Origin of the sequence: Yersinia sp. 2466 StPb PI (assembly GCF_041538325.1) — a bacterium.
Classification (GTDB): Bacteria; Pseudomonadota; Gammaproteobacteria; order Enterobacterales; family Enterobacteriaceae; genus Yersinia; species Yersinia enterocolitica_E.
Map to the genome: position 1 here is coordinate 2,469,491 of NZ_JAULSL010000001.1, position 12,654 is coordinate 2,482,144.

Sequence of the window (12,654 nt, forward strand, 5' to 3'; positions counted from 1 at the left end):
CCATGTCCAGCGTTACTTTGAGTTCTGATAAGAAGAACCCGGCATCAACTGAGTTAAAAGGTGGAGCACACAATAGTCAGTCGCAACCACCACAAGATACACCCGCTAAAAGTGGACTAGGACTATCCCGTATTTGGGATAGCTATGGGATGTTGGTAGTTTTCGCGGTGGTATTTATTGGTTGTGTGATATTTGTGCCTAACTTTGGCTCCTTTATCAATATGAAAGGGTTGGGGTTGGCTATCTCGATGTCGGGGATGGTGGCCTGTGGCATGCTGTTTTGTCTGGCATCCGGCGATTTTGACTTATCCGTCGCCTCAGTCATTGCCTGTGCGGGGGTAACGACGGCAGTTGTTATCAATATGACCGAAAATATGTGGCTGGGGGTAGGCGCCGGTTTGTTACTGGGCGCGCTATGCGGGCTGATCAATGGTTTTGTGATTGCCAGATTGAAAATTAACGCCTTGATCACCACGTTGGCGACGATGCAGATTGTTCGCGGCCTGGCCTATATCATCTCTGATGGTAAAGCGGTGGGTATCGAGGATGAGCGTTTCTTCGCATTGGGTTACACCAATTGGCTCGGTTTGCCAGCTCCTATCTGGATTACTATTGCCTGTCTGGCCTTGTTTGGCTTCTTGTTAAACAAAACTACCTTTGGCCGCAATACCCTGGCTATCGGGGGCAACGAAGATGCGGCGCGCCTGGCGGGGGTGCCGGTAGTTCGCACTAAAATCATCATTTTTGTCTTATCGGGTTTGGTATCGGCGGCGGCTGGGATCATTTTGGCATCACGGATGACCAGTGGTCAGCCAATGACGTCGATTGGTTATGAGCTGATTGTTATCTCGGCCTGTGTGCTGGGGGGCGTGTCACTGAAAGGTGGGATTGGTAAGATTTCCTATGTTATCGCTGGTATCTTGATTCTGGGGACAGTGGAAAATGCCATGAACCTACTCAATATCTCTCCGTTCTCCCAATATGTGGTCCGTGGTTTGATCCTGCTGGCAGCGGTTATCTTCGACCGTTACAAACAGTTGGCTAAACGGACGGTATAAGTTGCACGGTGACAGAAAAGTCCATAAAAAGCCTATCTGGCTCACAGTTCTGTAATCACTATCGGGCAGCGTGAATTCTGCCCGATAAACTGAAATAAGCACATGTGTTTGCACGCCAATCAGATCAGGACTCCAAGGAGGCTAAATGTACCATCGAATGGTTCAGGAACCGCAACCCAATCCCTTGTTACCGGGCTATACCTTTAATGCCTATCTGGTAGCAGGATTAACCCCGATTCTGGCCGATGGACCACTCGATTTTTTTATCGATAGGCCAGGCGGCATGAAGGGCTATATCCTGAATCTGACCATTAAGGGGCAAGGTAAGATTTTTGACGGTGAGAATACCTTTTACAGCAATCCAGGTGATTTGCTGCTCTTTCCCCCTAAGGCATCACACTATTATGGTCGCTCACCGAACAGTGATTGTTGGTATCACCGTTGGGTCTATTTCCGGCCACGGGCATACTGGGCGGACTGGTTGGAGTGGCATAGCAAAACGCATGAAGTTGGGCGGTTATCTTTGCCTAACAACAACTTATTACTGGAATTTGATCGCCTGTTTGCCAATATTGAACAGACGCAAAAATCAGGACGGCGTTTTGGCGAAGAGTTGGGTATGAATCTACTTGAGCGCTTACTGCTGCGCGCAATGGAAGAAGATCCTCTTAGTCCACAACGCATTATGGACCCTCGAGTGATTGAAGCGTGCCAGTTTATTACCGGCAATTTGGCCGGTGAGCTGCGCATTGACGAAGTTGCACGTCATGTTTGCCTGTCTCCGTCACGTCTGGCACATCTGTTTCGTGAACAAGTTGGTATCAATATATTGCGTTGGCGTGAAGACCAGCGGGTTATTCGGGCTAAGTTATTACTGCAAACCACGCAAGAACCGATTGCCACTATTGGTCGCGTGGTGGGTTACGACGATCAACTCTATTTCTCCCGCGTTTTTCGTAAGCGTGTTGGTGTTAGCCCCAGTGATTTCAGGCGTCGTAGCATTGAAACCAACTACCCGCAACGCAGCCTCCGACAGCCAGAATGGCGGGATAATGCTGAGGCCATAGTGCGAATTTAATCTCGCCACTGACATTCAGCCAAAAATTACCTCTTGTCGCGGGAATCATCATGGTGTCAAATCGATTGATCGACTGATATCAATTGGCAAATATGCTGCGCGAGAGGAAATATAATGGCTGAAAAAATCAAAGTGGGTTTACTGGGCTATGGTTATGCCAGCAAAACGTTCCATGCGCCGCTGATTATGGGCACTCCGGGGCTAGAGCTGGCAGGGGTTTCCAGTAGTGATGCCAGTAAAGTACATGCTGACTGGCCGACAATGACGGTGGTTTCTGACCCCAAAACGTTATTTGATGATCCTTCAATCGATCTTATCGTGATTCCAACCCCGAATGACACTCACTTCCCGCTGGCTCAGCAAGCACTGGCTGCCGGTAAACATGTGGTGGTGGATAAACCGTTTACCGTGACACTGTCACAAGCAAATGAATTGAAGAAACAAGCAGATGAGGCCCACTTATTGCTTTCAGTGTTCCATAATCGCCGTTGGGACAGTGATTTCCTGACGCTGAAAACACTGCTGGCTGAAGGCTCACTGGGGAATGTTGTCTATTTCGAATCTCATTTTGACCGCTATCGCCCGGAGATCCGCCAGCGTTGGCGTGAACAAGCCGGTGCGGGCAGTGGCATTTGGTACGATTTAGGCCCACATCTGTTGGATCAGGCGCTACAACTGTTTGGTTTGCCACAGACGCTAAATGTTGATTTAGGGATGCTGCGCCCCGGTGCGCAATCTGTTGATTATTTCCACGCGGTTCTTAGCTATCCGGGGCAACGGGTAGTGTTACACGGTACGGTGTTAGCCGCAGCAGAAACTGCTCGCTATATCGTGCACGGCATGCAGGGGAGTTACATTAAATTTGGTCTGGACCCACAAGAGGACAGGCTGAAAGCGGGTGAACGTTTGCCACAGGCAGATTGGGGCTACGATATGCGCGATGGAGTAGTGACACTGTCACATGATGGCATCCTCGCTGAGAAACCACTACTGACGTTGCCGGGTAATTATCCTGCTTATTATGCGGGGATCCGTGATGCCATTTTAGGTACTGCTGCCAACCCAGTACCCGCCTCGGAAGCGATAAAAGTAATGGAATTAATTGAACTGGGCATTGCCTCTGATCAACAGAAAAAAACGCTGCCGGTATCGCCAGCAAGTTGATTTTGCAGCCAAATACGCTTATTTGATAGAAACGATAGCCAAAGTCACTGGCGTTGTAGGTAGGCTGCCAGCAGATTTGAACACTGCTGGCAGCGGCCTCACCGAGGCAAGGCCTAAGGATGGGCTGCACAACGCAAACAGCTACCCCCTCTGCAACGTCAAGAACCAAGGTTATATTGAAGGAATACAGTGGCATGTCATGGTTACAACGCTTACGGATAGATAAATTTTTATTAGTGCTGATTCTGGTCGTTATTATTGCTTCTATTTTCCCTTGTGAAGGGGAAGTTAAGGTGTGGTTCGAACACCTGACGACCGCGGCCATTGCACTATTATTCTTTATGCACGGTGCCAAGTTATCCCGCGCCGCCATAGTTTCAGGCATGGGGCATTGGAAACTGCATCTGGTGGTGTTTCTCAGCACCTTTGCCTTATTCCCGCTGTTAGGGTTGGGAATGAATGTGTTGGTACCCGGCGTGTTAACACCAACACTGTATCTGGGTTTCCTCTATTTGTGCGCGTTACCTGCCACGGTTCAGTCAGCTATTGCCTATACCTCCGTCGCGGGAGGTAACGTGGCGGCGGCAATTTGTAGCGCCTCGGCATCCAGTATTTTGGGGGTTTTCCTGTCACCGCTGCTGGTGGGCATGTTGATGCACACCCAAGGAGGTGATACCGACACGTTGCATGCGATAGGTTCTATTATCATGCAACTGATGGTGCCATTCATTGTTGGGCATTTATCGCGCCCACTGATAGCTAAATGGGTTGAGCGCCATAAAAAACTGGTTAATATCACTGACCGGTCATCCATTCTATTAGTGGTGTATGTCGCGTTCAGTGAAGCCGTGGTGCAGGGGATTTGGCATCAAATTGATGGTTGGTCACTGCTGGCAATTCTGGTCTGTTCGATGGTGCTATTGACACTGGTATTAGTCATTAACACCATGGCAGCCCGCTGGCTGGGCTTCAATACTGCCGATGAAATCACCATTGTGTTTTGCGGATCGAAGAAGAGCCTCGCCAATGGTATCCCGATGGCTAACGTGTTGTTTCCCGCCTCAGTAGTCGGTGTGATGGTATTACCCTTGATGATATTCCATCAGGTTCAATTGATGGTATGTGCCGTCCTGGCACAGCGTTACGCGAAACGCGTCGCCAGAGAGCATGCCGAGGCGACTGAATCTTTGGCGACGGCGGCGCGGGCAGAAACTAAGTAGCCGGTTGCGATCTGCAATAAAAAACGCCGCTACTTCTATGAAATACCGGCGTTTTTAGTTAATTCCTGACCGATTTAGCCACGGATTTTATCGCGCAGTGCCTGTTTTTCCTGCTCGGTGATAAATGCCATCGTCAGGCCATTTTGTTGTGCCTGGCGGATTTCTTGCGCTGTTAGGCCAGCAGCAGGTGCGGCAATGTGATATTCATTAGCAATTTCAATCCCTTGTACCGCAGGGTCATCGGTGTTGATCGATGCCATTACGCCATGGCGCAGGAAGGTTGCCAGCGGGTGAGTGGCTAACGAAGAGACGGTACTGGTCTGAATATTAGAGGTCAGGCAGGATTCGATCCCAATGTTGTGTTCAGCCAAATAATCCATCAATTTGCTATCTTCAATGGCTTTCACACCGTGACCAATACGTTCAGCACCTAACTCACGGATAGCTTGCCAGATACTTTCTGGGCCAGCGGCTTCACCGGCATGGACGGTAATACGCAGGCCCGCATCGCGTGCGCGATTAAAGTGACTGCGGAACAAACCGCCAGGGAAGCCCAGTTCGTCACCGGCCAGATCCAACGCAGTAATCCCCTCGCGATGTGCCAGTAAACCATCAAGTTCTTGCAAACAAGCTTGTTCACCGAAAGTGCGGCTGAGGATCCCAATCAGGCGGATATCAATATCAAAATCACGACAACCGGACTGCACCCCATCAATGACGGCCTCGACCACACCGGCGACCGGCAATTGGTGTTTCATTGCCATATAGAAGGGTGAAAAGCGCAGTTCGGCATAATGCAAACCGGCATTAGCGGCATCTTCGACATTCTCGTAGGCCACACGGCGGCAAGCATCAAGTGAGGCCAACACCGCAACCCCCCAATCCAGCTTTTGCAGGAAGCTGACTAGATCTGGCTCAGTTTTAGTGATTTGCACATGCGGGCGCAGTTCGGCTAGTTCATCAGCCGGCAGGGCCAGATTAAATTGGCGACCCAGGTCCAAAATAGTTTGCGCACGGATATTGCCATCAAGGTGGCGGTGAATGTCGGTCAGGGGGAGGCGGGGATCAATCATGCTGTGCACTCACTTTTTATCAGAAGTAGATTCTTGTAGGTAAAGTGCAGAACATTATAAAAACAAATGAATGAAAATATCCACTGCGTTGCATAAAAAAGTGACATAAATCACAAATTGACATGGGCGGACAATATCGCCCGCCCATGACGCCGGCTTTAATTTCAACTATTTATTGCGATTCAACTGCGACCAATCTTTTTTCAGTGCGCACTACCAGCAGATAAGTGAGGATAAATGACAGGCCGAGCGACAAGGTGACACCCAATAGGATGTAGATAAAGTAAGGGCCAATATAGGCCGGTAAGCTGAATATACTTGATAAAATATAGCCGTACAGCCTTACGCCGAAAAAGGCGATAAATGCAGAGGCAATCGAGCTGCTTATCGTCGTGGCAATAAAGGCTTTTTTGTATTTGGTTAGCACACCAAACAGTGCGGGTTCTGTAATGCCCAATAAGCCAGAAACGGCGGCAGACAGCACCACGGTTTTTTCTTGCCGGGTTTTGACATGGAAATAGATAGCAAATGTTGAACCCGCAATGGCCATGTTTGCCATAAACATCATTGGCATTAACATATCAAAACCTTTGTCGGTAAAGTTTTGCAATGCAATGGGGGTCATGGCGTGATGCATTCCGGTAAGAATAGCAATCGGGCGAATGGCACCGACGATAAAACCAGCAAATACCGATGAGATATCAAATAATCCCTGAATACCGAATGCCAGCAGTTTGCCTAAATAAATGCCGGCCGGGCCGATAAACGTCAATGAAACCAATGCGGTGATAAAAAGGGTTAGTGTCGGGGTAAATACTGTTTTCAGCACATCGGGCATAATTTTATCGACCCAACGGTGAATATAACTCAGCGCCAGAATTGAGAAAATAACGGGGATAACACTGGCAGAATAGTTAAATACCGATACCGGCACGATATCCATAAAATAGATGACACTCACCGCGCCCGGGGTATGAGTGGCCAGCGCTTTGGCGGCATCAATGAGTGTGGGATACATCAGGCAGGCTGCCACCGCCGCTGCCAGATATTCATTAGTTTTAAATATCTTAGCCGCAGAAACGGCAAGGAAGAACGGCAGGAAATAGAATACCCCGCTGGCAATTAAATCGATAATCATCACGGTGTCGCTTTTGGCTGAGATGATTTTTAAGGCGATCAACCCTGCCAGTAAGCCTTTAATCATCCCCGCCCCGGCAATCGCCGGAACGATAGGGCCGAATACCCCAGAAACGGTATCCATAAACAGTGAAACCAGACTTTTCCGTGCTTTAGGTGTTATTGCCGTAGTCGCGCTTGAGGGAACATTCTCATCAGGTGACATATTATCAACAATATCTTGATACCAGGCATTTACCTGTGGGCCGATAATGATTTGTACTTGATCACTTTGATTTTGCGCACCTAATACACCGGGTAATTGTTTGATTTTCTGCCATTCGACTTTACTATCATCAATTAAATCAAAACGCAGCCGTGTCATACAATGCCAGACTTTATTTATATTATCCTGACCACCGACCAGTTTAATTATTAACTGACATACCTCAGTCCTTCCCATAAAACCCTCGCACCTGAGCCATTATTTTTATTCACTGTGAATGATAATAAGTTTACTGAAAGTTAAAAACAAACCAATAAATCATGGGTTACATCACATTATTCTATGGTTAGGGTGTTCTTAGATGCTTTTTCTATTAATTGGTATGGTTTTTTGCGGTAATTTGCGTAATTCACGAACCAAAAAAAACATTTAAATTTTAGGTTTACAAGGTCAGTGTAAATAAGGTGAAATTAGCGAATACGTCATACGAATTTATTTATTCATGCATCATTGGTTGCCACGTTGAAGAGTCGCAATCTGAGTGTTGTAAAGGAGCATTGCATGCAACCCACGTTGATAACTGGCATTGAATGTCAGATAACCCGGCCCGATCGCCATAATTTAGTTGTGGTTAAGATTGAAACTAATAAAGGGATTGTTGGCCTGGGTTGCGCCACATTTCAGCAGCGCCCCCTTGCCGTTAAAGTGATGGTGGATGAATATCTCCGGCCACTATTACTGGGGCGTGACGCTAATAATATTGAAGATTTGTGGCAGATGATGATGGTCAATGCCTATTGGCGCAATGGGCCGGTGATCAATAACGCGATTGCCGGGATTGATATGGCATTATGGGATATTAAAGGCAAGCTGGCGGATATGCCGCTCTACCAACTGTTTGGTGGCAAATCTAAAGATGCCATTGCCACCTATAGTCATGCCGCCAGTGACTCACTGGATGGGTTGTATGTTGAGGTGGATAACTTGCTGGCGCAAGGTTATCGGCATATCCGCTGCCAGTTGGGGTTCTATGGGGGGAATGCTCAGGATCTGCATGCGACCCGCCAGCCAACAATCGGCGCATACTACGATCAAGACCAATATATGGATAACACGTTGGCGATGTTTAAAGCGCTACGCGAAAAATACGGCAATCAATTCCATATTTTACATGATGTGCATGAGCGCTTATTCCCACAACAAGCGGTTCAATTCGCCAAGCAGTTAGAAGCTTATCGCCCTTATTATATTGAAGATATTTTGCCGCCGAATCAGAACGAATGGCTGGAACAGATCCGTAATCAAACCGCGGTACCACTTGCTACGGGTGAATTATTTAACAATCCGGCAGAGTGGAAAGACTTGATAATCAATCGCCGGATCGACTTCCTGCGTTGTCATGTATCACAGATTGGCGGAATTACCCCGGCATTAAAACTTGGCAGCTTCTGTCAGAGTTTTGGGGTTCGCCTGGCATGGCATTGCCCGCCAGATATGACACCGATTGGTGCTGCGGTTAACACCCATTTAAATATCTATTTGCACAATGCGGCAATTCAGGAGTTCGTGGCCTATCCGGCGAATACCCTGAGTGTATTTCCGGGTGCCGTTCAGCCGACAGAAGGCTATTTGTATCCAATTGAACAGGCGGGGATAGGTGTTGATTTTGATACTCGTTTAGCCGATGAATTCCCGGTTGTTTATCGGCCTCATGAATGGACACAAAGCCGTTTGCCTAACGGAACAATTCATACACCATAGTGGGTCTGAGCTGATTCAGCTCTGGCGGAACTTCAGGTTATCCTGATTAAACGGAATAATATAGGTGCAGGAATAGTCGATATCCACGATATCACTGAATGTGTATACGCGGCCATCCTGCAAAATGCCTCGGTTCAGGATATGCATGGCGGCAATACCTTTTTTGCATCCAAGCAGTTCAGCTTGTTCTTTATTGATATTAATCGCCTGATAATGGGTTAATGCATGGGACAGGCGATAGCCTTTGCTGAGAATATATTGCTGTATCGAGCTTTCAATGACTTTTTGGTTCAAATCAGGGAAAGCGGAGACTGGCATGCGCGAATTTTCGATTTGAACCTTACGATTATCAATGTAACGCAAACGTGAGAATGCCCAGATAAAATCATCCGCGCTAAGGTTAAAGATCTGTTGTTCTTCATTATCAGGGCGGCGTTTATGCAGATTAATTAAACGAAAACTGATTTGGTTAAATTTCTTTTCGGTAATTGAATTGTATACCAGTGGGTTATTACCCACGCCGGGATTAATGAAGATCCCAGCACCTTGCACCATATGCACGGCACCAATGGCTGCCAGCTTCTCTAACGCTTTGCGTATGGTAAAACGTGACACGCCATATTCCTCTGCTAACTGGCGTTCCGGCGGCAATTTCTCAGGTAATTTCTCGCCAGACTGATACATTTTACTCAGCAAGTCCTGAGCAATAAATTCTTTCTTTTTCATTTGGTTGTCCAGCACAGATAAACCTAGCCGCGTGATAGTAGTATATCGATTATTGACGTTATCGGCAGCGGGAAAGATGAGATGGGGAGGGAGAGAAACGCCACTCAAGGCATCAAGTGGCGTAATACACGATGCTGTTTTACTTAACTGCCGTTATTGCCCTGCAAAAAACGAATAGCGTTAATCAGCTTATCCATACCGGCTTCGACCTTGCTGCGGGAACAGCCTACATTCAGACGTAAAAAGCCACGCCCCTCTTCGCCATAGGTAAAACCGGGCATAATGGCGACTTTCTCTTTCTCAATCAGCACCTCTTGCAACTGATGGTCATCAATGTTCAAGGGGCGTAGGTCTATCCATGCCAGATAGGTTGCTTGCGGTGGCTGCCAGTTTAATGCCGGGAACGCCACATTAAGGCGCTGTGCCACATAAACCAGATTGGCTTGCAAATAACTGCGTAGCTCATCCAACCATGGTTGCGCCTGCTGGTAAGCCGCAATGTGCGCCACAATGGCCAGTACCGCCGGAGAGGATAGTCCATCACGGCCTTTCAACATTTGAGTGTAGATATCACGGGTTTCACTGTCACTGATAAAACCGTATGCACCGGTTAAGGCGGGGATATTGAATGTTTTGGAACCCGAGGTCAGCAGCGCCCACGGAGTCTGACCTACCTCACTCCAAGGGGTATGCACCTGATTGCCCCAGGTCATATCCATATGGATCTCATCGCTGATAACGCGGACCTGATGGCGTTCACACAGTTCGGCCATTTGCGCCAGCTCCTGTGGTGTCCAGACTTTCCCTGTTGGATTATGCGGACTACACAACAGCAGCACTTTCGTCTGTGGCCGCGCCAACAGTGCCTCCAGATGTGCCATATCACATTGCCACTGGTTATCTACTTTGTGCAGCGGGCAGCTAAGTAGCTGGCGCTGATTACCGAGAATGACTTTATAGAAGGCGTCATAGGCAGGGGTGTGGGTAACGACGAAATCACCGGGCGCAGACCAACAGCGGATTAGCTGAGCGACCATATAGATAACTGACGGGCCGTAGACCGCCATTGAGGTATCGATATGGCAATGAAACCGTTGCAGATACCAATGACGAATTGCACCAAGGAAATCTTCATGCTGCCAGCGGCTATAGCCCAACACACCGTGGGCTATCCGCTGATTCAGCGCTTGCAGAATCACCGGTGCGGTAGGGAAGTCCATATCAGAAATGGTAAAAGGCAACAGGTCAGCAGCACCAAAACGGTCGGCAATATAATCCCATTGGGTACACCAAGTGCCGTGACGATCGACAGGCGTGGAGAAATCAAACATCAGCATCTCGCTTATCAAATATACCCTTGGTCCTTGAAGTTGCGGGGAGTTTCGGCACCTGTTACTCGGCCCATCCCTGGACCTCAGGCGAGGCCGCTGCAAATCACGCTCAAATCGATTCCCGACCGATTTTTCATTTGCTGTGGCCTACCTGCAACGCCAATAACCTTGGGTATAATTTTTCATGTAACTGGTATTTAGGTAACGGCGCTTAGCGAATTACCGTCCTAAGGCGTCGCAAACTGAGTACTGCTTATCAGTGAGTCTAATTCATCTTTCACCGATTGCACTTGTGGACCAATAACAACTTGCAGATTATGGTCATTCAGTTGAATAACGCCAATGGCGCGGTTGGCTTTTAACGCCTCTTTATCCACCAAACTCATATCTTTAACTGACATCCGCAAACGGGTAATACAGTTATCCAGCGAGACAATGTTATCTGCACCACCCAGCGCATGAAGAATAGCAGGGGAGTTATAACCGGATTTACCGGTTGCAGCGCCATAAGTGGCTTTTTCTGCATTGCTGCTAGCGGTGGTTTCGCTTTCGCGGCCTGGTGTTTTGATATTGAAGTGCTGAATAGCAAAACGGAAAATCATGTAGTACGCCACGAACCAGATCCCGGCAACCACTGGCACCCAATACCATTTAGTCGCAGTGCCATGCAGAATACCAAATACCACGAAATCAATGATATTACCGTCGGTATTACCAATGGTGACACCCAGCAACGCCATCACAGTAAAGCCCAAACCGGTCAGGATCGCATGGATCAAATACAGGAACGGTGCTACAAACAGGAACAGGAATTCAATCGGTTCGGTGGTACCGCCAATCACACAAGCCACAACACCGGAAATCAACAACCCTTTAATTTTATGTCGGTTTTCAGGCTTGGCACAGTGATACATGGCTAGCGCAGCACCCGGCAGGCCACCGAGGAAGGCGGGCATTTTGCCTTGAGACAGGAAGCGAGTCGCACTTTCTGAGAAGCCGGTGGTGGTTGGACAAGATAACTGAGCCTGGAATATTGTCAGTGCACCACTCACGCTGTGACCACAAACATCCATGGTTCCGCCCGCTTCAGTAAAGCGGATCAATGCCACCAAAATATGGTGCAGGCCAAACGGCAGCAATAGACGTTCGCCACTGCCGAAAATCATCGGCCCGAACATGCCGGCACCGTTAATCAGGCGACCCAGACCGGTGATGCCGGCGGCGAAAAATGGCCAGATCAGCGGGATCAACAACCCCACCAGCCCGAGCACTACCGTCGTCACTATCGGCACAAAGCGAGTACCGCCAAAGAAGGCTAATGCATCAGGTAAGCGAATGGTGTTGAAGCGTTCATGCAGTAAATAAACAATGACCCCGACAATCACCGCCCCCAGAATCCCGGTGTCGATCGACTGAATACCTAAAATATTTTGAATATTATGGGTTTTCAGGACTAATGGATCGGTGGTTGGCAACACACCGCTGGTGGTGAGGTAAAAGTTGGTCGCCAGATTCAGCACGGCAAAGCCGACGAAACCAGAGAAGGCGGCTACACCCTTATTTTCGCGCGCCATACCCAGCGGGATAGCAATGGCAAACATTACGGGCAGGAAACTAAAGGCAAATGAACCCACCTTGCTCATCCAGGTAAATAGTAGCTGGAAGGCAGGATGACCAATTACCGGTAATAGGGTGATGACATCTTTACTGCTGAGTGAACTGCCGATACCCAGCATGATCCCACAGAAGGAGAGCAAGGCGACCGGCAGCATGAAGGTTTTCCCTAAACTCTGGAAAAACTCCCACAGCGTAATTTTTTGTTTTTTTACCGCTGACATAGTGACTCCTGTTTTTCAAAACGCCTGATGTTAAAAATGTCTGCTCTAACCACCGCGCTTCTT

The 12,654-nt window shown here is 48.3% G+C and carries 10 protein-coding genes; 5 read left to right on the forward strand and 5 right to left on the reverse strand.

Annotated elements, in window-relative coordinates; translation table 11 throughout:
* Positions 1 to 2: 2 nt before the first annotated feature.
* The 4 genes from araH (at position 3) to Q2T72_RS11170 (ending at position 4,520) form a co-directional block, all read left to right on the forward strand.
* Positions 3 to 1,058, forward strand: a complete 1,056-nt coding sequence (gene araH, locus Q2T72_RS11155) for an L-arabinose ABC transporter permease AraH (protein WP_102970410.1) — start codon at positions 3 to 5, stop codon at positions 1,056 to 1,058.
* 145 nt (positions 1,059 to 1,203) lie between these two features.
* Positions 1,204 to 2,136, forward strand: coding sequence for an arabinose operon transcriptional regulator AraC (gene araC, locus Q2T72_RS11160; RefSeq protein WP_083158871.1), 933 nt, complete (start codon positions 1,204 to 1,206; stop codon positions 2,134 to 2,136).
* Between the two features lie 114 nt (positions 2,137 to 2,250).
* A complete protein-coding gene (locus tag Q2T72_RS11165; RefSeq protein WP_083158870.1) occupies positions 2,251 to 3,300 on the forward strand; it encodes an oxidoreductase in 1,050 nt (349 codons plus the stop codon).
* Between the two features lie 194 nt (positions 3,301 to 3,494).
* Positions 3,495 to 4,520 carry a bile acid:sodium symporter family protein gene (locus Q2T72_RS11170; RefSeq protein ID WP_083158869.1) on the forward strand — a complete coding sequence of 342 codons (1,026 nt, stop codon included), beginning with the start codon at positions 3,495 to 3,497 and terminating at the stop codon, positions 4,518 to 4,520.
* Between the two features lie 74 nt (positions 4,521 to 4,594).
* Here Q2T72_RS11170 and add read toward each other — a convergent pair whose 3' ends face one another.
* A complete protein-coding gene (gene add, locus Q2T72_RS11175; RefSeq protein ID WP_083158868.1) occupies positions 4,595 to 5,593 on the reverse strand; it encodes an adenosine deaminase in 999 nt (332 codons plus the stop codon).
* Between the two features lie 172 nt (positions 5,594 to 5,765).
* On the reverse strand, positions 5,766 to 7,172 hold the full coding sequence (locus tag Q2T72_RS11180; protein WP_083158867.1) for a PTS transporter subunit EIIC: 1,407 nt from the start codon (positions 7,170 to 7,172) through the stop codon (positions 5,766 to 5,768).
* A gap of 324 nt (positions 7,173 to 7,496) precedes the next feature.
* Between Q2T72_RS11180 and Q2T72_RS11185 the strand changes: the two genes are divergently transcribed.
* On the forward strand, positions 7,497 to 8,696 hold the full coding sequence (locus Q2T72_RS11185; RefSeq protein WP_083158866.1) for an enolase C-terminal domain-like protein: 1,200 nt from the start codon (positions 7,497 to 7,499) through the stop codon (positions 8,694 to 8,696).
* 15 nt (positions 8,697 to 8,711) lie between these two features.
* On the opposite strand, the gene Q2T72_RS11190 is transcribed toward Q2T72_RS11185, so the two are convergent.
* From Q2T72_RS11190 to malX, 3 genes are all read right to left on the reverse strand, one after another.
* A complete protein-coding gene (locus tag Q2T72_RS11190; RefSeq protein WP_083158865.1) occupies positions 8,712 to 9,422 on the reverse strand; it encodes a GntR family transcriptional regulator in 711 nt (236 codons plus the stop codon).
* A gap of 143 nt (positions 9,423 to 9,565) precedes the next feature.
* On the reverse strand, positions 9,566 to 10,753 hold the full coding sequence (locus Q2T72_RS11195) for a MalY/PatB family protein (RefSeq protein WP_193784660.1): 1,188 nt from the start codon (positions 10,751 to 10,753) through the stop codon (positions 9,566 to 9,568).
* Positions 10,754 to 10,980: 227 nt separating this feature from the next.
* Entirely contained in the window at positions 10,981 to 12,591 is a 1,611-nt protein-coding gene (gene malX / locus Q2T72_RS11200; protein ID WP_083158863.1) for a maltose/glucose-specific PTS transporter subunit IIBC, read from the reverse strand.
* Positions 12,592 to 12,654 lie beyond the last annotated feature (63 nt).

Coding starts and splice junctions, on each gene's coding strand:
- araC (WP_083158871.1), top strand. CDS start 1,204: ATGTACCATCGAATGGTTCAGGAACCGCAACCCAATCCCTTGTTACCG.
- Q2T72_RS11190 (WP_083158865.1), bottom strand. CDS start 9,422: ATGAAAAAGAAAGAATTTATTGCTCAGGACTTGCTGAGTAAAATGTAT.
- add (WP_083158868.1), bottom strand. CDS start 5,593: ATGATTGATCCCCGCCTCCCCCTGACCGACATTCACCGCCACCTTGAT.
- Q2T72_RS11185 (WP_083158866.1), top strand. CDS start 7,497: ATGCAACCCACGTTGATAACTGGCATTGAATGTCAGATAACCCGGCCC.
- araH (WP_102970410.1), top strand. CDS start 3: ATGTCCAGCGTTACTTTGAGTTCTGATAAGAAGAACCCGGCATCAACT.
- Q2T72_RS11195 (WP_193784660.1), bottom strand. CDS start 10,753: ATGTTTGATTTCTCCACGCCTGTCGATCGTCACGGCACTTGGTGTACC.
- malX (WP_083158863.1), bottom strand. CDS start 12,591: ATGTCAGCGGTAAAAAAACAAAAAATTACGCTGTGGGAGTTTTTCCAG.
- Q2T72_RS11180 (WP_083158867.1), bottom strand. CDS start 7,172: ATGGGAAGGACTGAGGTATGTCAGTTAATAATTAAACTGGTCGGTGGT.
- Q2T72_RS11165 (WP_083158870.1), top strand. CDS start 2,251: ATGGCTGAAAAAATCAAAGTGGGTTTACTGGGCTATGGTTATGCCAGC.
- Q2T72_RS11170 (WP_083158869.1), top strand. CDS start 3,495: ATGTCATGGTTACAACGCTTACGGATAGATAAATTTTTATTAGTGCTG.